Origin of the sequence: Novosphingobium terrae (assembly GCF_017163935.1) — a bacterium.
GTDB lineage: Bacteria > Pseudomonadota > Alphaproteobacteria > Sphingomonadales > Sphingomonadaceae > Novosphingobium > Novosphingobium terrae.
On record NZ_JABVZR010000002.1, the window covers coordinates 1,994,809 to 2,015,246 of the forward strand.

Sequence of the window (20,438 nt, forward strand, 5' to 3'; positions counted from 1 at the left end):
TGATGTTCGCTTGCCCTCGGCACTGACCGGTTCCGCCCCCTCCCGTTTCCGACGGAATCGTGATGCAGGCCTTTCCCTGCCTTTCTCTCAATGCCCTGTCGCCGCGCGGCGTGAGGGCAGGTGTCAGAGGCTCAATAAAACCTATCGATAGATAGGCATTGACGTTCACGCGCTTTGCGGCTAGTGCGAGCCCAACAGACTACCGACTGATAGGTAGCTATGGCAATTGAAGCAGGCTCCCATTCGCCTGCCTTTCCACCAAACAGGAGCATGACATGGACCGCCGTCTGTTGATGCTGGCTCTGGGCATGTTTGCCCTGGGGACCGACAGTTTTGTCATCGCCGGCGTGCTGCCGGAAATCTCGCGCAATTTCCACGTCAGCATTGGCGCTGCAGGACAGCTGACGACCGTTTACGCGATCGCCTATGCGCTCTTGTCGCCGGTCGCTGCGGCGGCATTCGCGCATGTCGAGCGCAAGCGGCTGATGCTGTCCGGCCTTGCTGTCTTCATCATCGCCAACCTCGCCACCGCCTGGGCGCCGAGCTTTGCTTTTGCGCTGGTGGCGCGGGCTCTGGCAGGATTGGGAGCGGCCATCTATGCCCCCATCGCCACAGGCGCCGGAGCCAGCATTGTCGCCCCTGAAAAGCGTGGTTTCGCCCTGTCCATGGTCATCGCGGGGCTGACAGCCTCGACAGCGCTGGGCGCGCCGATCGGCACGGTGATCGGCGGGCTGGGTGACTGGCGCTATACGATGATCTTCGTCTCGGCGATCAGCGTGGTCAGCGCGCTGGGCATCACGGCCTTTCTCAAAAATGTGCCTCTGCCGCCCGCGATCACCCTGCAGCAGCGACTGGCGCCTTTCGCAGACCGTCGCATCGGACTCACCTTGCTGACGACCCTGCTGGTGCAATGCGGCAATTTTGCCGTCTACACCTATTTCGCGGTGATTTTCGACCGGGCGACGGGCGGCAATCCGCTGGTGCTGGGCGCGCTTCTGGTGCTGTGGGGCACGTCTGGCACGGTGATGAACCTTGCCGGGGGGCGTGTGATCGACAGGATCGGGACCCGGCGCATCCTCAACACCATGCTGGTGATGCTGATCCTGACCATGACGAGTCTGTCCTGGGCCGGGGCCTCGCTGCCGACTGCCATTCTGGTTATTGCGCTTTATGGCGCCAACAGCTGGGGGCAATTGGCCGCGCAACAGCACCGGCTGGTTTCAACAATGCCGGGCGCGGCCTCGATTGTCCTCGGGCTCAACACGTCGGCGACCTATATCGGTGTTGCCTCGGCGGGGGTGATCGGTGCGGCCAGCCTGAACCTTGTCGGGGCGCATAACATCGGTTGGGTCAGCTTCGCGCTCTATGGCGGCGCCTTGGTGGCGGCGGAGATGGCGCACCGCGCCATTGCCAACCACCGGCATGCGGCTCCTGTGCCCGAGATGGTCGCTGCCAAGGCTTGATCAGGCTTATCTCTGAAACCGGGGCCGGGCGAAAGTCCGGCCTTTTTTACGGCCAGAATGCTGACGAGTCGCCTGCATGAATGGCCTGATAGAAGAGTGATCAGGGGCATTTGCGCCATGCTGCCACACCGATCGCTTTCTGCCCTTACCGACTGAAAAGAAGCCGTAATCCTGCGCCTTGATGCACAGCCTTTCTCTGCATTTTGGCGATGAACCTATCTACTGATAGATTGCTGTTGACATGAAGGTATGTTTGCGGCACATCGCCATTGCCCTATCAAGTGATAGGTAGATTTCAAAAGCATCCACACCGCTCGAAGAGCTTTGGTTCCGGTTACCGCATTCCCATCAGGCAACCCGAAGCCGCCTCTTCCCGCAACCAGCCGAACCCAACCTGCCGCCCTCGATCCGCGAGGCGCGGGACGAATTCTTGCGCCTCGCGATGCCGGTCATCGCTCTTTCGAAAGAGGGGAATCATGAACCAGCTTACAGAACTCGACGCCGCCGAAGCCCCGGTCATCGCGCAGCCAACGCGATCCCGGGCCAGGGTCTGGCTGGCAACCGGCGCGGCCATCGCCGTGCTTGTCGCTGCCGGTCAATTCGGCTCCAGCCTCTTCGCCACGGCGACCCCGCCGCCACCGCCGCCGCCCAGCGTGTCGGTCAGCGCACCGTTGCAGCGCGCCATCGATCAGCGCCTCAACTTCCTCGGCCAGTTCGCGGCGACCAGCCAGGTCGAAATCCGCGCTCAGGTCGGCGGCACGCTCAAGGCGGTGAACTTCAAGGATGGCTCGGTGGTGCAGCGCGGCGCCCTGCTGTTCCAGATCGATCCGGTGCCCTATCAGATCAAGGTCGATCAGGCCCGCGCCGAGCTGGAGGCCGCCAATGCCCGCCTTTCGCTCGCCACCCGCGAACTGACCCGCGCCGAGGAGCTGAAGGCGACGGATGCCGGATCGGCGCAGAATGTCGATCAGAAGCGTGCCGAAAAAGCCTCCGCCGCAGCGGCGGTCAATGGCGCGCGTGCGACACTGCATGACGCCATGTTCGATCTCGACAAGACCCGCGTCTATGCGCCTTTCACCGGGCGGATCGGCACGCATCTGGTCTCGGCGGGCAATCTGGTGGCCGGCAGCCGCGCTGCCACCAGCCCCACCACCTTGCTCACCACCTTGGTCTCGATCGATCCGGTCTGGCTGAACTTCGACATGAGCGAGGCCGATTACGCCGCCTTCCAGCGGGACCGCCCCAAGGGCGCACTGGCCAACAAGGTCGAGGTGGCGCTGGGCGGCGATGGCGCCTTCACCCGGCAGGGCACGCTCGACTTTCTGGACAACAGCATCGACCGGGCCAGCGGCACGATCCATGCCCGCGCCACGCTGAGCAATGCCGATACCACGCTGACCCCCGGCGCCTTCGGGCGCGTGCGTTTGGCTGTCTCGGGCGCGCGCCCGGCGCTGCTGGTGCCCGATGCGGCGGTGCTGACCGATCAGGGCGACCATGCCGTTTATGTCGTCGGCAAGGACAATGTGGTCGCTCAGAAGAAGGTCACCATCGGCGATCTGCGCGGCGGCCTGCGTGTCATCACCTCGGGACTTACGGCGCAGGACAGGGTCGTCGTTGACGGCATTCCTGCGGTCAAGCCCGGCGCTCCGATCACCCCTCAGGCCGGCGTGATCCGGTTCGACGCAGAGCAGGATTGAGGCCCATGAAACTCGCCCACTTCTTCATCGATCACCCGCGCTTTGCCGCGGTGCTCTCGATCTTCATCACCATTGCCGGGCTTGTCACCATGCTGGTGCTGCCCATCGCGCAGTACCCCAGCATCGTGCCCCCCACGATCGACATCACCACCAGCTTCCCCGGCGCCAATGCCGACACCATCGCCCGCACCGTGGCCACCCCGCTGGAGCAGGCGGTGAACGGCGTCGAGAACATGGACTACATCACCAGCCAGTCGACCAGCGATGGCGCGCTGACCACCACGGTCTATTTCAAGATCGGCAGCGATCCCAACATCGACCTGATCCTCACGCGCAACCGCGTGCTGGATGCCGTATCGCGCCTGCCCCCTGAAGTTCAGGCGCAGGGCGTGAAGGTCAACAAGACCATCAAGGCGCTGGTGCTGGGCGTGCATGTCTATTCGCCCGACGGCTCGCGCAGCCCGGAATATCTCTACAACTATATGCTGAAAGTCCGCGACCAGATCTCGCGCCTGCCCGGCGTGTCGCAGTTCCAGCTGTTCGGCTCGCGTGAATATGCCATGCGCGTCTGGGTCGATCCCGATAAGGCGGCGGCCTACAACATCAGCGCCAATGAAATTCTGGCCGCTCTGCGCGCACAGAATGCGCAGGTTTCCACCGGGCGTCTGAATGCGCCGCTGGACGGAGCCAAATCGCACGGCGCCTATGAGGTCAATGTCGAGACTTTGGGCCGCCTGACCACGCCCGAAGAGTTCAACAATGTCATCGTCAAATCCGATGCCCAAGGCCACATCACCCGCATCCGCGACATCGGCCATGCCGAGCTTGGCGCCTCCGATTACGGCACCAAGGCCTATGCCAACAAGTTCGTCTCGACCCCGTGGTTCGTGGTCGCCACGCCCGACGCCAATGTCGTGGGGCTGGAGCATGCGATCTGGGACAAGATGGCGCAGCTGCGCAAAAGCTTCCCCTCGGGCGTCGATTATCTGGACATCTATGACCCCACCACCTTCGTCTCGCAGTCCATCGATGAGGTGGTGACCACCATCGGCATCGCCATTCTGCTGGTGGTCGGCGTGGTCTATCTCTTCCTGCAGAGCTGGCGCGCCACGATCATTCCGGTGGTGGCGATCCCCATCTCGCTGCTGGGCACCTTTACCGTGCTGGGGCTTACGGGCGGCTCGATCAACAATCTCTCGCTGTTCGGCGTGGTGCTGGCGGTGGGGATCGTGGTCGACGACGCCATCGTGGTGGTCGAGAATGTCGAGCGCAACATGGCGCTGGGCATGACGGCTCGCGAAGCCACCCGCCGCACGATGAATGAGGTTTCCACCGCGCTGATCGCCATCGCGCTGACGCTGTGCGCGGTCTTTGTGCCCACCTCTTTCATCCCGGGCATTTCGGGCCTGTTCTTCAAGCAATTCGCCATCACGATCTCGGCGTCCACGATCATCTCTGCCTTCGTCTCGCTGACCTTGAGCCCGGCACTCTGTGCGGTGCTGCTGAAGCCCCATACCGCCAGCCATGCCGAGCCGAGCGGGGTGCGCAAGCATCTCAACCGCTTCTTCGGCCGCTTCAACAATGGCTTCACCGCTCTGTCGGAGCGCTATGCCAGTTTCACCGGCACAGCGGTGCGCAAGACCGGCGTGATGGTGGTAGCCTATCTGTTGCTGATCGGCGCGACGGCCTTCCAGATGTCACGCATGCCCAGCGGTTTTATCCCTGAATCCGATATTGGCTATCTGGCCACGGTGATCCAGCTGCCCCCCGGCGCCAGCCTTGAGCGGACCGACAAGGTTGTGCGTGAAGTCAACGAAATCGCACTGGGCCTGAAGACTGCCAAGGGCGAAAATCTGATCGGCGGCACCTCGCCCGTCACCGGTCTGGACGTGGTGACCAACACCAGCGCGCCCAATGTCGGCACGGTGTTCACTGGCCTGCCCTCGCTCTATGGCAAGCATATCTCCGGAACCGACGCCCACACGGTGGTCGCCGCGATGAACAAGGCGACGGCCAGCATCAAGGACGCGCGGGTCATCACGCTGATGCCGCCTGCGGTACAGGGGCTGGGCGCGCCGGGCGGCTTCACGCTGGAGCTGGAAGACCGCGGCGGTCTGGGGCCCGAAGCCCTTGCCAAGGCCACCAATGATCTGGTCGCGGCGGCCAACAAGAACAAGGCCTTTGCTGGAGCCTTCACCCTCTTCAACGCGGGCGCGCCCTCGATGAAGGCGGACATCGACCGCGAAAAGGCCGAGAAGCTGGGCCTGACCCCCACCGATATCTTCTCCACCATCGGGCTCTATCTCGGCTCGCAATATGTCAATGATTTCAACTTCTATGGCCGCACCTATCCGGTCTATGTGCAGGCGGATCACCAGTTCCGCTCGACCACGGCCAACATCGGCGATCTGAAGGTGCGCAATGCTGCGGGGGCCATGGTGCCGCTCAGCTCTGTCACTACCTTCAAGAGCGAAACCAAGCCCTATCGCGTTCCCCGTTACAACCTCTACCCGTCTTCCGAGATCATCGGCACGGCAGCCCCGGGCGTGGCCTCGGGCACGGCGATCAGGGAGATGGAGAAGCTGGCCGACCAGACATTGCCTGCGGGAATTGGTTACGAATGGACCGATCTGGCCCATCAGCAGCAGGCCCAGACCATCTCGCCGATGCTGATCTTCGCCGCTTCCGCGCTGTTCGTCTTCCTCGTGCTGGCGGCGCAGTATGAAAGCTGGAAGATCCCGCTGGCCATCCTGATGATCATCCCGATGTGTCTGCTGGCCTCCTCCACCGGCCTGCATCTGCGGACCATGCCGATCGATATCCTTGCCCAGATCGGTTTCGTGGTGTTGCTGGGGCTGGCGGCGAAGAATGCGATCCTGATCGTGGAATTCGCCCGCCACCATCAGGACCATGAAGGCGCCACGCCCGAGCAAGCCTCGGTGCTGGCCGCCAAGGAGCGCCTACGCCCGATCCTGATGACGTCGCTGGCCTTTATCGCGGGCGTCTTCCCGCTGGCCATTGCCTCTGGTGCGGGGTCGGAGATGCGGCAGGCGATGGGCACGGCGGTGTTCTCCGGCATGATCGGTGTGACCGTCTTCGGCCTGCTGTTCACGCCCGCCTTCTACACCATCATGCGCAAGCTGAACGTCAAACTCCCCAAGCTTTCCAATCCCTTCCATGCTTCTGACAGGAGGTCTGCATGACCATGAAACGTCTGCTGGGGATGAGCGTACTGCTCATCCCTCTCGCCCTCGAAGCCTGCGCTGTCGGGCCCAACTATGTGAAGCCCGAGACCGCGCTGGCCCCCTTCCACAATCAGGCGCCGGTGGTGCAAGCTGCCGCTGCCCCGGCGCCTCTCGACAGCTGGTGGACAGGGTTCAACGATCCCATGCTGGTCACGGTGGTGCAGCGCGCGCTGGATCAGAACCTCGATCTGGCCGCCGCTCTGGGCCGGGTGCAGCAGGCGCGCGCGGTCGCCAAGGGGGCAGGCGCGCAACTGCTGCCCACGGTGGATGTCTCGGGCGGGGCGACGGCCAACCGCGCCAGCCTGCGCAGCCCTTATTCCTCGGCCGTTGGCGGCCAATCGGGCCTCTCGCGCAATTACGAGGACTATTCGGTTGGCCCCAGCGCCAGTTGGGAAATCGATCTGTTCGGTGGCCTGCGTCGCGGCGCCAAGGCCGCCAGCGAGGAGGAATCCGCTGCCGAGGCTGATCGCGTCGGCACGCGCATCACCGTGGTGGCCGATGCGGCGGATGCCTATCTGCAGATCCGGGGTTATCAGGCGCGTCTGGCCGTAGCGCTCGATCAGGTGAGCAATGACGAGCATCTGCTCAAGCTGGTGCAGGACCGCTATGCGGCGGGCTCCGGCACCGGGCAGGAGATCGCCGAGGCGCAGGCACTGCTGCGTCAGGCGCGGGCCAGCGTGCCCCTGCTGCGCATCGGGCTGGAAAAGCAGCTCAACCGGCTCGATGTGCTGATGGGCGCTCAGCCGGGGACCTATGCGCAGGAGCTGGGTGTGGTCGCCGCCATCCCGGCGATCCCTGCCATTCCGGATCAGGCCGCGCCCACCGACATGCTGCGCCGCCGCCCCGATATCATCGCGGCGGAACGGCGGCTCGCGGCCTCCAGCGACCGCATCGGCGTGGCGATCTCGGACTATTATCCCAAGGTCTCGCTGTCGGGCGCATTGGGGTTTGACAGCATCAGCGCGGCCAGCCTGTTCACCAAAAGCGCCTTCACCGCAACTGGCGGCGGGCTGATCCGCTGGCGCCTGTTCGATTTCGGCAAGGTGGATGCGCAGGTCAAGCAGGCGCGCGGCGCCAATGCCGAGGCGCTGGCGCTCTATCGCCAGACGGTGCTGCGCGCCGCCGAGGATGTCGAGGACAGTCTGGTCACGCTCTCCCAGACGCAGGACCGCGTGGCCGAAGTGCAGGAACAGGTCGCGGCGCTGACCAGAGCGCGCAATCTGGCCCAGCAGTCGTGGAAGGCCGGGTCCACCCCGCTCACCGATGTGATCAACGCCGACCAGCAGCTGCTGATCGCCCGTGACCAGCTCGATGGTGAAAGGGCCGGAAGCGCGCGGGCGGCGGTGGCCGTGTTCCGCGCGCTTGGCGGCGGCTGGCAGCCGACCGGGCTGAAGGTCGCCGTGAAGGGCTGATCGTGCCGTGGCGTCCGGGCCGTCCGGGCGCCACGGCTTCGCATAAGGAGAAGCGCTTTGCGAGACACCGCCAAACGCTTGATGGATCTGGCCGAAGCCCGCATGCGCGAGGCCGGCTATCATGGTTTCAGCTTCCGTGACATCGGCGCCGAAGCCGGGATCACCAGCGCCAGCGTCCATCATCATTTCCCCACCAAGGCGGGCATGGCCGCTGCGATCATGCAGCGGCACAAGGCCCGCTTTGCCGCCTGTGTCGCCCCCAGACCGGGAGAGTGCGCGCAGGATGTGATCACGGCCTATCGCTCGGCCTTTCGCGATGCCCTGCATGGCCGTGGCGGCATGTGTCTGGGGGGCATGCTGGGGGCTGAATCGGGCGGACTGCCTCCCTTGCTCCATGATGAGGTGGAGCAGTTCTTCCATGATTGCATCGAGGATCTGGCCTGCCGGATCGGTGGGGCCGATGCCCGCAACCGTGCCTTTGCGATCATGGCGCTGCTGGAAGGCGGCCTGATCCTGGCGCAGGTCTATAAGGACGCTGCGGCCTTCGATCATGCGACGGCAGCATTGCTGGCGCCCGAAGGCTGAGCAGCGGTCAGGCCATCGCCGTAGATGTGACCGAAGCGACAAGGTGCATGTCTGTCTCGTTGCTCCTGTCACCCGCCAGCATGATCTGGCGGCGGGTGACAGGAGCAACGGGCTTTTTCGTGCCGAAAAGGGGCGCCGGGGCAATGGTGGTAGGTCAGGCCCGCATCGCACAGCAGGCCCTGCGGATCATCGCACATGAAGACGCGGAGAAGGGCCTGTGCCGTTCAGACAGCACAAAGCGGATGAGGTGGATGGCTCCCGCTCACGACATTTGAATGTCATGATGAGGTTGCCGTCAGGCAAACCCACGCAAGGAGCCATCCGCCATGGAAATTAGCACGATCGGCCTCGATCTGGCCAAAAATGTCTTCCAGGTTCACGGTGTCGACAAAGAGGGCACCGTCATTGTGCGCAAGGCGTTGCGCCGAGCGCAAATGTTGCCCTTCTTTGCAAGGCTATCGCCCTGCCTTGTCGGCATCGAGGCTTGCGGGACATCGCATCATTGGGCGCGGGAACTGCAAAACCTTGGTCACGAGGTGCGACTGATGCCGCCATGCTACGTGAAGCCCTATGTAAAACGCGGCAAGAACGATGCTGCTGATGCCGAGGCCATCTGCGAGGCGGTGACACGTCCGACGATGCGGTTCGTGGCGATCAAGTCTCGTGAGCAGCAGGCGGCCCTGTCACTTCACCGGGTGCGCTCTCTTTTGACTGGTCAACGTACACAGTTGGTCAACATGATGCGCTGCCAGTTAGCAGAGTTTGGTATCGCCATTCCGATCGGACTTGGGCGGGCGCTGCATCTGGCGCAACAGATCGAAGATGGCGAGGCCGCGATTGATCTGCCACCACAAGCGGCGCAGGTGATCGGCATGCTGTGCGAGCTGGTGCTCAAGCTTCATGCCCGGCTTCATGAACTTGATTTGCGCCTGGAAGCTCTCCGGCGAAGCGATGACATGGCGCGTCGGTTGGCGACGATCCCGGGCATTGGTTCGATTGGCGCAACCGCGCTGGCAGCATCGGTTACCGACCCGCACCAGTTCAGGTCTGGCCGCCAGTTTGCCGCATGGCTTGGCCTGACACCGCGTCAGCAGTCGAGTGGCGGCAAGGAGCGCCTTGGCCGGATCACCAAGATGGGCGATAAATATCTACGGCAGCTGTTGGTCATCGGGGCGACCTCCCTGCTACGCCGCGCCAAGGAGGGCCCTGCAACGGTTCACCCGTTTCTCGTTGGGATACTGGCTAGAAAATCTGCCCGCGTGGCCAGCGTCGCCATGGCCAACAAGATAGCGCGGATCGCGTGGGCGGTCATGACACGCGGTCAGGTCTATCAATCACACCATGTGCCCGGATTGGCCGCATGAGTACGCAATCCGGCTGAGGTGATCGGCCGAACGGAGTTGTGAGCGCAAAGAGAAATGATGGCGACACCGGTCAGACCGGGAACAGGGACAACCCGTGGAAAGTCTTAGGCGCAACAGCCTGTGAAGGCGATAGGAACTCTGTTTTTCGGACCCCATCAGGGCCAGCAGTCCGAAACGACTGCATCAACAGGCCGGACAGACGACTGCACCCGACCGATCGTCAGAATTTCAAAAAGTGCTTGCAACGCGGGAGCCATCCACAGAGGACTTTCCGATGACTGGAAAGTCCGCCTGCGATGGGGTTGGGGAAGGGGATCAGATGGTCTTGAGCTGGTTCAGGGCCTCAAAACCCAGGCCGCTGATCAGCTGGTCCTGAAAGGGAGCGACAGCGGCATTCACCCCATCGGCGCCAAAGCCAAGACCCTTGACCACACGGGCCGGGCGCTGACCGGCGGGGGTGTCGATCAGCGTGACGATCTCTCTGGCGATATCACGCGGGTCAGGGGCGTCCGCGCTGGAGAACACGCCCTGCAGGAAGGCGCCGATGCCGTCGGGCAGATGGGCGACATCGCCATAGGCCGCAGCCCGCGCCCCATCGGAGGGCTGCTGGATCGAGGTGTAAAGCGCGGTGGGATAGGGGCCGGGCTGGATCAGCACGACATCGATGCCCAGCTGCGAGAGTTCATAGCGATAGGTGTCGGTCAGCGCTTCGACCGCATGTTTGGTGGCGCCATAGAGGCCGAAAAAGGGAATGGTGACCCGGCCCAGGATCGAGCCGATGTTGATGACCAGACCCGATTTTTGCGCATGCATCGCCGGAAGCGCGGCGCGCAACACGCGCTGCACGCCAAACACATTCACATCGAACATGGCGCGCAGCTGCTCGGGAGTGAAGGTTTCGGAAATGCCCCCGGCGGCCAGCCCCGCGTTGTTGACCAGCACGTCAAGCGTGCCGCCGGTAAGGCCGAGCAGCTCCGCAAAGGCGGCATCGGTGCTGGCATTGTCGGTCACGTCAAGCTCCAGCGTGTGGATGCCCTTGGCGCGCAAGGCTTCGGCGGCGGCGCGATGGCGGCCGTTCATCTCGCGCATGGTGGCGAAAACGCGATGGCCGGCAGTAGCCAGCGTGGTGGCGATATCGGCGCCGAAGCCATTCGAGGTTCCGGTGATCAGGACGGTTTTGGACATGGCATTGTTCCTTTCGATGAGAGCAGGGCGCACGCCTTCCTCGCCGCGAAACTGCGGGGGATGAGGAAAGCGGCGATGTGGGGGAAGGGGGTGGCAGGCTGGATCAGCCTGCGGGTCGTGGTCGTGTCGCGTGGAAAAGGCGGCTGACTGACTTCTCCTTTGCTGAAAGAAGGGGGGAGCGGCTGGTCAGGACAAGGATGCGCGCCAGGACAGCGCCAGGGCGCGGGCTTCGCCGATCTGCGAGCGGGTGAAGCCCAGAGCGCTCAGCCGCGCTTGCTCCCTGCCGATCATGTCGTCCCGCTGGTGAGCCACCGCCACCGCAAAGCGGCGAAGCGCTTCGAGCCGGGGATCGGCCAGCGGATTGGTGCGATCGGGCCCCAGCAGCAAGTCCTTCAGCTTTTGCCGAAAGCCCTGATCATGAAGGCTTGAGAGCGGATCGAGGCGCCCCAGCATCACCGCCTTGCGCTCAAGAGAGCTAAGCGGCTGTTGCAGATAGAGGGGCGGGATGGATGCAGCCGCTTCATGAAGGGCGAAATCGACATAGGCCATGGGAAGGCTCCTTGCTGCACGCTGGAGTTATGCCTGCGATGGTATGGCCTGAGCCCGTTGCTCCAGCGCCTTCATCGTCTCGGCATAGGGTGTCGCGCCATAGCTGATCCGGGCGACGCCCAGCCTTGCCAGGTGGTTTGCGGAAGGGGCGCCCTCCATCATCATCACATTGACGGGCAGGGGAGAGCCCGCGCAGATGCGCGCGATCAGGGCTTCGTCGATCAGGCCGGGAATGAAAAAGCCGGAAGCGCCCGCTTCGGCATAGGCGCGGGCACGGTCCAGCGCGGGATCGATGGAGAGCGCCGGATCACCCGCCTGTCCCAGAAACAGATCGGTGCGTGCGTTAATGAAGAGCGCAATGCCCTGCTGTTCCGCGGCCCGGCGCAGGGCGCCGATCCGCTGAGCCTGTCGATCGACGCTGTAAAGGCCTTCGCCCTGCACCACGCGGTCCTCGAAATTGATGCCGATCGCGCCCCGTTCCAGCAGCTGGCCTATGTTGCGGGCGAGATCCTCCTCGCCTTCGGCATAACCGCCCTCGAAATCGACGCTGACCGGCAGATCGACTGCGGCCGTGATGCGGCCCGCGACATCCAGCAGGCGATCAAGCGGCAGATCCTCTCCATCGCGGAAGCCCTGAGCTGCGGCGACGGCCCAGCTGCTGGTGGCGATGGCCCGGGCGCCTGCTGCTGCAACGGCGCGGGCGCTTCCCGCATCCCAGACATTGTACAGGCTGATCGGCTGGCCGGGCCGGTGAAGGCCGGCGAAAGCTGCGGCTTGTTCGCTCTGTGTCATCGTGTCTCTCCGGGAAGGTTGGCGTGCGGTCTTTCATCAGACTATCGATCGATAGGTTGATTGCGGTCTATGGCGATTCGTGGCATCTGTCAACGCCTATCTACTGATAGGTTCAAGTGAAGCTTCGGTCGGGAATGCCCATGAAAGCGCGTGTCCTTTGCGATATTGACCTATCAGTAGATCGGGTGTAGAAAGGCGCCATGAGCACAGCACCCAAAACCGATACGCGTGAAGCCATCATGTCCGCCGCCAGGCTGACGGTGCAGAGCGATGGCTACAACGCCTTGAGCTTTCGCGATCTGGCCACGGCGGTCGGCATCAAGAGCGCCAGCGTCCACCACCATTTCCCGACCAAGGGCGATCTGGCCGAAGCGCTGGTCTGCCGTTTCTCGCAAGATTTCGTGGCGCGGATGGAGCCTCTCGCCGAAAAGACCTTCGAAGAGGCCATCGACGGCTATGTTTCCCTCTTCCGTGGCGCTTTTGACGGGGCCAATCGCATGTGTCTTGGCGGCATGATGTCCGCAGAGGTCAGCGCTTTGCCTGAAGCGGCGCGCAAGCGGCTGGAGGATTTCGCGCAGGCGCATAAAACCTTCCTGCGCAATGTGTTGACCAAGAAGCATCCGCGCTTGTCGGGCGATCGGCTGGATGCGCGTGCCATGGCGATTTACACCGCAATGGAAGGGGCCCAGCTGATCACGCGCGGCCTTGGCGGCGACGTCAAGATCTTCGACGATGTTGTCGAGGTCTATCGATCGACCGGGCTGCTTGATTGAGGCCTGAAGCGCTCGCACCCGTCTGGCCGGGCGCTTCAGTCGAAGCCGGGCCTGTCGTTCAATCGGCGGCCTCTTCGATCGCATCAACGCGATCAGGATAGAAAGCGAGATGGCCCGCGATCAGGGCCACCGCGTCATGCGGCGCCTCATAGCTCCAGACGGCATTGATGCCGCCTTCGCCACCGGCGGGGAGGCTGAAATAGGCGGCGTCGCCCTTGTAGGGGCAGTGGCTGGTGTGATCGCTGCGCTCCAGCGCCGCCATATCGACATCCTTGCGGGGGATGTACTGAACGGGCGGGTACTTCGCCTCGCGCAGGATCAGGGCATCGGTGGAGCTGGCGATCACCTTGCCGCCAAGAGTGACGGTGACGCGTTTGGGATTGGGCTCGATGGTGATCGGATGATCGGGCCCCGGGATGCGGATGGGCTTATCGGACATGGCACACCTCCTTCTCCGCTATATAGGATGGCGGCTCGGAGTTTCGAGCCGCCATCGAGGCGCAGCGTGTCGCCGCTGACCCGGCTACCGCATCGGGGGCGAGAAAGGCGATGGGTCAGTATTTCGCCCGGAAGGTGATGCCATAGCGCGCAGGCTGATTGTAGGTGACGGTGCGCCCGAGATAGGCGGTTACCCCCGCACCCGAAGGCGCTGCCAACAAGGCCTGCGAGATGATGTTCTTCTGGTTGGTGGCATTGTTGGCGTAGAGCGAAATATCGTATGTCCCCTCCTTCAACCGCACCCCGGCGCGCAGGTTGAGGTTAAACTGGCCCGGCACCTGCGTATAGATCGACTGGGTGACGCCTGTGCCATAGCGGCTGGTGTAGGAATATTCGGCATAGCTGTAGAAATCGGCATTTTTGCCGATCCTGTGTTCCCAGGATGGCGTGACCGACAGCGCCCATTTGGGCGCATAGGGCGCGGCCTGCCCCTTGGCATCGATGGTGGAGATGCCGTTGTAGCTCAATTCAGCTGGCGCCGGGAGCGAGGGGGCATAGGTGTAGATGGCGTCATTGTAATTGCCGTCGAAGGTCAGGCGCAGGCCCGATCCCAGATTGGCGGCGGCGCTCCATTCGAAGCCGCGCGCGCGGATGTTGCCGGCATTGGTGGCGCCGCGCTGGATCGTGCCATTGGGCAAAGTGTAGGAGATGGAGGTCTGGAAGCCGTCCAGCGTCTCCTGATAGAGCGCCAGCGCCAGCGACAGGTGGCGATCGAACAGCGAGGCCTTGATCCCCGCCTCGATGTTGGTCGTGGTGGTGGGCTTGATGGGCGGCGCTGTAGGGTTGAGCGCATTGTTGTTCAAATCCAGCCCGCCCGCCTGAAAGCCTGTCGCATAGGTGACATAGGAGGTGATATCGGGCGTGATCTTGTAGCTCAGGCTGACCGTGCCGGAGACATTGCTGCTCGATGTCGAGGCGTTGAGCGGATAGCCTGCGGTGGCCGCCGTGGTCGGATAGCCCGGCACGCTATAGGCAATGCCCGGGTTGCGCTGAATGGCATCGATGGCGGTGTAAAAGGCATTCAACTGCGCATTGGTGATCCCGGCGGGCAGCGAGGTGGGCAGCTGGCTGGTATCGACCAGACTGCGGCCATCCTTCTGGTCATAGGTATAGCGCACACCGCCGGTCAGATCGAAGGCGTGGTTGATATGCCATGTTCCCTGCCCGTAAACGGCGGCGTTCTTATTGGTCACCAGCGTGTTTTCGATGATCTGCGCCCCCGTCAATTGAGACGCGAAAGACAGGGGGATGGGGGTAAATGCCGTGCCGGCGATGGTGTTATAGGCATTGTACCAGGGAATGACATCAGCCCCGAACTGATGGACGATATAATGGTCCCTCAGTTTGGAATAATACAGAAACGTGCCCAACTGCCATTCGATGGTGCTTTTGCCCTTGGAGGCGAGGCGGAATTCCTGACTGAACTGGTCATTGTGGACGATGGCTTCGTTCTGGTAGATGTCGACGGGCGTGTTGTCGCTGTCCTGCGGCGGGTTGAAGGTCCAGAGGCGCCAGGCGCTGATCGAGGTGAGGTTCGCCCAGCCGAAATTGTAATCGGCGGTCACCGAGACACCGGCGTTCCTCGTGAGCATATGGTTGTAGTTGTTGGTGATGTTGGCATTGGGATTGACTGTCGGCACCCAGTTCTGAACGCCGCCATAATTGGCCAGCTGGCTCAGGGCTTTAAGGGCATTGGTCACTTTGGTCTGCTGGGCGGCGGTGGTGTTGATGCCCCAATTGCCCGGACCATAGAGTTCAACGATGCCGCCGCCGGAGCTGTAGCCTGCCGAACTGTCGCTTTCGATGTTGAGATCGCCGGAGATGTTGACGGTCAGCTTGTCCGCCTGGATCAGGAATTGCTGGCGGATGCCCCAGCGGAAGGTGCCCGCGGTTTTGGCATCGTCCGTCGCGGTGGGGGCGTAAATGCCTTTCTGGGCGGCGGCGCTCTGGAAGCTTGGGCGATAAGGCGTTGAAACCCAGCCGTCGCTGCGCGTCAGATAGGCCGAGGTGCGATAGGCGATGTTGTCGGTGATCGGCCCGGTCAGGATCGCTTTGCCCTGCGCGAAATTGTAGCGGCCATAGGAGGCCTCGAAGCTTTTGCTGGGGGTGAAGCTCGGCTTGTTGAAGGTGATGTTGAGCGCGCCCGCCGCCGCATTGCGCCCGAACAGCGTGCCCTGCGGGCCGCGCAGCACCTCCAGACTTTGCACATCGACCAGATCCTGCAGCACCTGACCCGGACGGGCCTGATAGACGCCATCGAAATAGACGCCGATGGCATTGTCCAGCCCGTCGGCCGCGGTGGGCGCATAGCCGACACCGCGAATGGTCACCGAGAAATTGCGCGGATTGCCGCCGGTGGAATTGAGGCCCGGCGCCTGAGTGGTCAGGTTCTGCAGATCGATCGTGCCCTTGCGCTCCAGCGTTTCGCCGCCGATGGCCTGCACGGAAATCGGCACATCGCGGATGTTTTCGGACCGGCGGCGGGCGGTGACGATCACGATGTTCTGGGAATCGGCATCGGCAGCTGCCGCATGATCCGTCGCGGTGGTATCCGCAGCGGGCGCATTCTCCGCCCGGGCAAAGGAAGGCACGGCCAACACGGACGCGCTCAGGAGGAGCGCGCGCACAACACTGTCACGATTCATTCGATAGGCCCCATGTCTTGCCCGCCGCCTGCTGATGATCACAACTTTACGCGGGCTTCATATATCCTATCTGATAACTAGGCATTTGGCCGATGTTCTGAAAATCAAGGAATCTTGGGTGGGAGCAAGTTTTTCTGCACCCCCTCCTTCCGGCCCCTGACGGGCATGCCCGCCAGACATCTCCCGCCGACGATCGAGCCCGACAGGCGCAGCCACGGGCCGGCGGCTGCGCCCCGAGATGTCAGCCCTGCTCTGAGGCCAGAGCCAGCGAGGGAGCCGCATTGTTCTGGCGCAGCAAGGGCAGGAGTTGCTCCCCCTGTCGCTCGATTTCTTCCAGATAGGGCGTGTCGGACAGGACGAAATGGGTGATGCCGAGTGCCTGATACTTCAGCAGCGAGCGCGCCACATCCTGCGCCGATCCCACCAGCCAGGTGGTGGCCGCGCCGCCGCCCCCGAATTTGCCCGGCGTGGTGTAGAGATTGTCGTCCAGCACCTCGCCGCGTTCCTGCAGGCCCAGCAGCCGCTGCTGCCCCACGGCGGCAAAGCGGCGATGATCGCGATCCACCCCGGCCTGTTGCGCCATCTGCGCCACTCTGGCCTCGGCATCGGCCCAGGCCTGCTCGGTGGTGTCACGCACCAGCGTGGTGATGCGCAGGCCGAATTGCAGGGGCGGCAGATCGCGATCCAGCGTGGCGCTCAGCGCCTTGAGGCGGGCGATGCGCTCGGCAATATCGGCCAGCGGCTCGCCCCAGAACAGCTGGACATCGGCTTCGGTGGCGGACACCTTCTCCGCCGCCGCAGAGGCTCCTCCGAAATAGAGGCGCGGATGGCGGCGTTCGCCCCCCTGTTCGATGCGCCCTTCGATGCGGGGCAGCACGGTCGAGCTCGCAACCTGAAAATGCGCGCCCTGATAGGTCACATTCTCTTCGGTCCACAGGCGGCGGACCAGACGCATGAACTCCTTGGTGCGGGCATAGCGATGGGTCTGATCGCCCTCGCTGTCGCCATAGGCGGCCAGATCGTCCTGACCCGAGACGATGTTCACGCGCACCCGCCCGCCGCTCAGATGATCGAGCGTCGCCGCCGAAGAGGCGAAATTCGCCGGGCGCCAATAGCCCGGGCGGATGGCGATCAGCGGCTGAAAGCTGGTGGTGCGCGCCGCCAGAGCGGTCGCCACGGTGAAGGTGTCGGGCCGTCCCCAACCGGCGCCCAGCAGAGCGCCCTGCCAGCCATGGCGCTCCAGCGCCAGCGCCTGTGCGGTCAGCGTGTCCAGGCTGTTATGGCCTTCGCGCGCGGTGTCGCCGCGATGGCCTGCTTTCACCTGATTGGGAATATACCAGAGATAGTCGGATGCCGTGCTCATGGGACCTCGGGGACAGAAGAGGGACAAAGCGGAAGGCGCTCACTGATATTTTTATCATACTCCTATGGGCGAACTAGTAATTATTCGGGCGGGCATAGTTTTTGTCTCTCGCACCCGGCGCGGGGCTGAGGCTTGATGGTGGCCATCACCCAGCAGGAGTTTCGCGTGACAGTCCCTATCGCCCGGTGCGAGGCGCCCTGATGGCTGCGTCGGCCCTCCGCCTCTCGTCCTCACGCCTCCCTGCGGGATCGCTCCCTTTGGCGATCGTGGTGACGATCTCGATTGCGCTGCTCTTCGCTTTCGCCCCCGCGCGGCGCGCGGCATCCCATGCCGGCGATCTGCCGCTGAGCGCGCCTCTGCCTGAAACGGTGCCGCCCGGCGTGGTGCTGCGGGTTGGCGATCCGGTCAACGCATGGATCTTCCAGCACAATGGCTGGGACAAGGCCTTGCCCTTCACCATCCAATGGGCCGAGATCACCGGCGGCCCGGATGTGACCGAAGCCTTCCACGCCGGAGCGCTGGATGTGGGCATGGGCGCCAATGTGCCGCCGATCCACGCCGATTGGAGCGGCATTCCGGTGCGCATCATCGGCTTCCGGCAATTCCCCGGCGACGGCGCAAGACGCGCCTGGACCTTCGGCCTTTCCCCGCAGAGCAACATCCGCAGCATCGCCGATCTGAAAGGCAAGCGTATCGCCTTCAGCCCCAGTCAGGTGCAGGGGCAGGTCGTGCTGGAGACCCTGAAGGCCGCCCATATCGCCCAGAAGGATGTTACGCTGGTGGAGCTGCCCTCCAGCATCGGCGGCGATGTCTACACCAATGCGCTGGCGAGCGGCGAGGTCGATGCCGCGCCTCTGGCGGCTGGGCTGGTTTCCGAGCGCTACATCAGCAAATTCGCGGATCGTGGCGCGCGTCTGCTGCCCCATCCCCCCTTCCGGGACGATAGCGTCGTGGCCTATGCCCCCGAAAGCGTGCTGGCCGATCGCGGCAAGGCGGCGGCCCTGCGCATCTATGCTCGTTACTGGGGACTGGCGGCAGCCTGGGTCAACAGCCATCCCGAGGAGTTTGCCCGGGGCTATTATGTGGGCAAGCGCGGCCTGTCGCTGCAGGATGCGCGCATTCAGGTGCATGCCACCTATCCCGTGCAGATCCCCCGGAACTGGGACGGCGCCATCGCCCTCCAGCAACGCGCCATCGATCTGCTGGCTCCCGGCACCGGTCGCCCCGGTTTCCCCGCCGCCACGCTGTTCGACAAACGCTTCGAAACCATCGCCGCCGATGCGGCCGGGAACCCCCATCCATGAAACCCATGATCCATCCGCCCGTGATCGCCCAGCGCCTCTTCAGCGGCTCACCACGCCGTCATGACCGCGATGCGCAGACCCGTTGGGGTGCCTTGCTGGGCCCGGCGCTGCTGCTGCTCTATTGGGCGGTGCTGTCGGTCACCGGCTTTCTCGATCCGCGCGTGCTGCCCGCGCCATGGACAGCGGTGACCACCGCCATCGACCTGATCCGCGAGGGGCGCCTGCAGGAGCATCTGCTGATCTCCACCGGCCGCGCGCTGGCCGGGCTGGCTCTCGGCACGGTGGCGGGGGTGGTGCTGGCGCTGGTCTCTGGCCTCAGCGTGCTGGGCGGTTATGTGATCGACGGGCTGGTGCAGCTCAAACGCGGCATTCCCATTCTGGCGCTGATCCCTTTCATGATCCTGTGGTTCGGGATCGGCGAGGGGATGAAAGTGTCGGTGATCGCCATCGCCGCTTTCTTCCCGATCTATATCCAGACGCATACGGCGCTGCGGGCCATCGATATTCGCTATGTCGAACTTTCCGAGACGCTGGCTCTCTCGCGCTGGACCTTTCTGCGCCGCATCGTGCTGCCCGGCGCTTTGCCGGGTTTTCTCACCGGCCTGCGCTTTGCCGCCACGGCCTCATGGTTGGCGCTGGTCGTGGTCGAGCAGCTCAACGCCACCAGCGGCATCGGCTATATGGTGACACTGGCGCGCAATTATGCCCAGACCGATGTGATGCTGGTGGGGCTGGTGGTCTATGCCTTGCTGGGCTTCGGTTCGGATGCGCTGATCCGTCAGATCGAGCGCCGCGCCTTGCGCTGGCGCCGGAGTCTGGGCCGATGAGCGCGCCCTTCATCACCCCGCTGGTCGAGGTGCGCGATCTGGTGCGCTCCTACACGCTCAAGGGCGTGCTCAACGGCGTGGACATCGACATCGCGCCGGGCGAATTCGTGGCTCTGCTGGGGCGCAGCGGCTCAGGAAAATCGACGATCCTGCGCGCTCTTGCCGGGCTGGATCATGAGGCGGAAGGCTCGGGAGAGATCCGCGTGCCGGTCCGCACCAGCGTGGTTTTTCAGGATGCGCGGCTGCTGCCCTGGCTCAGCGTGCTGGACAATGTGGTGCTGGGGCTGGCCAGGGCGGATCATCCGCACGCGCTGGAGACGCTGGCCGAAGTGGGGCTGGCGGGGCGTGAAAAGGCCTGGCCGCATGAGCTTTCGGGCGGGGAGCAGCAGCGGGTCGCGCTGGCCCGGGCGCTGGTGCGTTCGCCCGAACTGTTGCTGGCCGATGAGCCTTTCGGCGCGCTCGATGCGCTGACGCGCAGCCGGATGCACAGCCTGCTGCGCCGTCTGTTCGAGGTGCATGACCCGGCGGTGCTGTTGATCACCCATGATGTGGATGAGGCGATCCTGCTGGCGGACCGCATCGTGATGCTGGACGCGGGAAAGCTGGTGCTGGATCTCCGGGTCGATCTGCCGACCGACCCTGCGGAGCGCCTGCGTGAAGGCGCGGGCCTGCGCGATCAGTTGCTGAGCCGCCTGAGTGGCCCTGCCGCAGAGCATACTCTCGAAGCATAGATCAG

Annotated in this window: 16 protein-coding genes; 10 read left to right on the plus strand and 6 right to left on the minus strand. The window is 63.8% G+C overall.

The window, feature by feature from the left end; translation table 11 throughout:
- Window positions 1-275 precede the first annotated feature (275 nt).
- The 6 genes from HGK27_RS26735 (at window position 276) to HGK27_RS26760 (ending at window position 9,766) form a co-directional block, all read left to right on the plus strand.
- The gene (locus HGK27_RS26735) at window positions 276-1,463 is read left to right on the plus strand and encodes an MFS transporter (RefSeq protein WP_206243854.1); all 1,188 of its coding nucleotides are present in this window, start codon (window positions 276-278) and stop codon (window positions 1,461-1,463) included.
- A gap of 476 nt (window positions 1,464-1,939) precedes the next feature.
- Window positions 1,940-3,160 (plus strand): efflux RND transporter periplasmic adaptor subunit, encoded by a 1,221-nt coding sequence (locus HGK27_RS26740; protein ID WP_206243855.1) that lies wholly within the window; start codon window positions 1,940-1,942, stop codon window positions 3,158-3,160.
- A gap of 5 nt (window positions 3,161-3,165) precedes the next feature.
- Window positions 3,166-6,363: an efflux RND transporter permease subunit gene (locus HGK27_RS26745; RefSeq protein WP_206243856.1), complete on the plus strand. Its 3,198-nt coding sequence runs from the start codon at window positions 3,166-3,168 to the stop codon at window positions 6,361-6,363.
- Window positions 6,364-6,365: 2 nt separating this feature from the next.
- Window positions 6,366-7,817: an efflux transporter outer membrane subunit gene (locus HGK27_RS26750; protein WP_206245575.1), complete on the plus strand. Its 1,452-nt coding sequence runs from the start codon at window positions 6,366-6,368 to the stop codon at window positions 7,815-7,817.
- Between the two features lie 57 nt (window positions 7,818-7,874).
- Window positions 7,875-8,402, plus strand: coding sequence for a TetR/AcrR family transcriptional regulator (locus HGK27_RS26755; RefSeq protein ID WP_206243857.1), 528 nt, complete (start codon window positions 7,875-7,877; stop codon window positions 8,400-8,402).
- Between the two features lie 326 nt (window positions 8,403-8,728).
- Entirely contained in the window at window positions 8,729-9,766 is a 1,038-nt protein-coding gene (locus HGK27_RS26760) for an IS110 family RNA-guided transposase (protein ID WP_206239818.1), read from the plus strand.
- 315 nt (window positions 9,767-10,081) lie between these two features.
- Here HGK27_RS26760 and HGK27_RS26765 read toward each other — a convergent pair whose 3' ends face one another.
- The 3 genes from HGK27_RS26765 to HGK27_RS26775 all read right to left on the minus strand — a co-directional run bounded on the left by HGK27_RS26765 (window position 10,082) and on the right by HGK27_RS26775 (window position 12,292).
- Window positions 10,082-10,951 carry an SDR family oxidoreductase gene (locus HGK27_RS26765; RefSeq protein WP_206243858.1) on the minus strand — a complete coding sequence of 290 codons (870 nt, stop codon included), beginning with the start codon at window positions 10,949-10,951 and terminating at the stop codon, window positions 10,082-10,084.
- Window positions 10,952-11,137: 186 nt separating this feature from the next.
- Window positions 11,138-11,500, minus strand: coding sequence for a hypothetical protein (locus tag HGK27_RS26770; protein WP_206243859.1), 363 nt, complete (start codon window positions 11,498-11,500; stop codon window positions 11,138-11,140).
- A 27-nt stretch (window positions 11,501-11,527) separates the two neighbouring features.
- On the minus strand, window positions 11,528-12,292 hold the full coding sequence (locus HGK27_RS26775; RefSeq protein ID WP_206243860.1) for an isocitrate lyase/PEP mutase family protein: 765 nt from the start codon (window positions 12,290-12,292) through the stop codon (window positions 11,528-11,530).
- A 200-nt stretch (window positions 12,293-12,492) separates the two neighbouring features.
- On the opposite strand from HGK27_RS26775, the gene HGK27_RS26780 reads away from it, so the two are divergent.
- Window positions 12,493-13,065 carry a TetR/AcrR family transcriptional regulator gene (locus HGK27_RS26780; protein ID WP_206243861.1) on the plus strand — a complete coding sequence of 191 codons (573 nt, stop codon included), beginning with the start codon at window positions 12,493-12,495 and terminating at the stop codon, window positions 13,063-13,065.
- A 58-nt stretch (window positions 13,066-13,123) separates the two neighbouring features.
- Here HGK27_RS26780 and HGK27_RS26785 read toward each other — a convergent pair whose 3' ends face one another.
- The 3 genes from HGK27_RS26785 to HGK27_RS26795 all read right to left on the minus strand — a co-directional run bounded on the left by HGK27_RS26785 (window position 13,124) and on the right by HGK27_RS26795 (window position 17,571).
- Window positions 13,124-13,504, minus strand: a complete 381-nt coding sequence (locus HGK27_RS26785; protein WP_206243862.1) for a DUF427 domain-containing protein — start codon at window positions 13,502-13,504, stop codon at window positions 13,124-13,126.
- Between the two features lie 115 nt (window positions 13,505-13,619).
- Complete coding sequence (locus HGK27_RS26790) at window positions 13,620-16,163, minus strand: TonB-dependent receptor (protein ID WP_206243863.1); 2,544 nt, start codon at window positions 16,161-16,163, stop codon at window positions 13,620-13,622.
- A 286-nt stretch (window positions 16,164-16,449) separates the two neighbouring features.
- The gene (locus HGK27_RS26795) at window positions 16,450-17,571 is read right to left on the minus strand and encodes an LLM class flavin-dependent oxidoreductase (RefSeq protein WP_206243864.1); all 1,122 of its coding nucleotides are present in this window, start codon (window positions 17,569-17,571) and stop codon (window positions 16,450-16,452) included.
- Window positions 17,572-17,771: 200 nt separating this feature from the next.
- Between HGK27_RS26795 and HGK27_RS26800 the strand changes: the two genes are divergently transcribed.
- The 3 genes from HGK27_RS26800 to HGK27_RS26810 are packed head-to-tail and all read left to right on the plus strand — an operon-like array spanning window position 17,772 to window position 20,433.
- On the plus strand, window positions 17,772-18,875 hold the full coding sequence (locus HGK27_RS26800) for an ABC transporter substrate-binding protein (protein ID WP_206243865.1): 1,104 nt from the start codon (window positions 17,772-17,774) through the stop codon (window positions 18,873-18,875).
- Entirely contained in the window at window positions 18,872-19,702 is an 831-nt protein-coding gene (locus tag HGK27_RS26805; protein WP_206243866.1) for an ABC transporter permease, read from the plus strand. Before HGK27_RS26800 ends, HGK27_RS26805 begins: the two co-directional genes overlap by 4 nt.
- A complete protein-coding gene (locus HGK27_RS26810) occupies window positions 19,678-20,433 on the plus strand; it encodes an ABC transporter ATP-binding protein (RefSeq protein ID WP_407674712.1) in 756 nt (251 codons plus the stop codon). The genes HGK27_RS26805 and HGK27_RS26810 overlap by 25 nt, the downstream gene beginning before the upstream one ends.
- Window positions 20,434-20,438: the final 5 nt, after the last annotated feature.

Bases quoted from the DNA above. Each gene is read 5' to 3' on its own strand.
- HGK27_RS26770 (WP_206243859.1), bottom strand. From the start codon at position 11,500: ATGGCCTATGTCGATTTCGCCCTTCATGAAGCGGCTGCATCCATCCCG.
- HGK27_RS26780 (WP_206243861.1), top strand. From the start codon at position 12,493: ATGAGCACAGCACCCAAAACCGATACGCGTGAAGCCATCATGTCCGCC.
- HGK27_RS26795 (WP_206243864.1), bottom strand. From the start codon at position 17,571: ATGAGCACGGCATCCGACTATCTCTGGTATATTCCCAATCAGGTGAAA.
- HGK27_RS26775 (WP_206243860.1), bottom strand. From the start codon at position 12,292: ATGACACAGAGCGAACAAGCCGCAGCTTTCGCCGGCCTTCACCGGCCC.
- HGK27_RS26750 (WP_206245575.1), top strand. From the start codon at position 6,366: ATGAAACGTCTGCTGGGGATGAGCGTACTGCTCATCCCTCTCGCCCTC.
- HGK27_RS26740 (WP_206243855.1), top strand. From the start codon at position 1,940: ATGAACCAGCTTACAGAACTCGACGCCGCCGAAGCCCCGGTCATCGCG.
- HGK27_RS26785 (WP_206243862.1), bottom strand. From the start codon at position 13,504: ATGTCCGATAAGCCCATCCGCATCCCGGGGCCCGATCATCCGATCACC.
- HGK27_RS26760 (WP_206239818.1), top strand. From the start codon at position 8,729: ATGGAAATTAGCACGATCGGCCTCGATCTGGCCAAAAATGTCTTCCAG.
- HGK27_RS26745 (WP_206243856.1), top strand. From the start codon at position 3,166: ATGAAACTCGCCCACTTCTTCATCGATCACCCGCGCTTTGCCGCGGTG.
- HGK27_RS26805 (WP_206243866.1), top strand. From the start codon at position 18,872: ATGAAACCCATGATCCATCCGCCCGTGATCGCCCAGCGCCTCTTCAGC.
- HGK27_RS26800 (WP_206243865.1), top strand. From the start codon at position 17,772: ATGGCTGCGTCGGCCCTCCGCCTCTCGTCCTCACGCCTCCCTGCGGGA.
- HGK27_RS26735 (WP_206243854.1), top strand. From the start codon at position 276: ATGGACCGCCGTCTGTTGATGCTGGCTCTGGGCATGTTTGCCCTGGGG.
- HGK27_RS26765 (WP_206243858.1), bottom strand. From the start codon at position 10,951: ATGTCCAAAACCGTCCTGATCACCGGAACCTCGAATGGCTTCGGCGCC.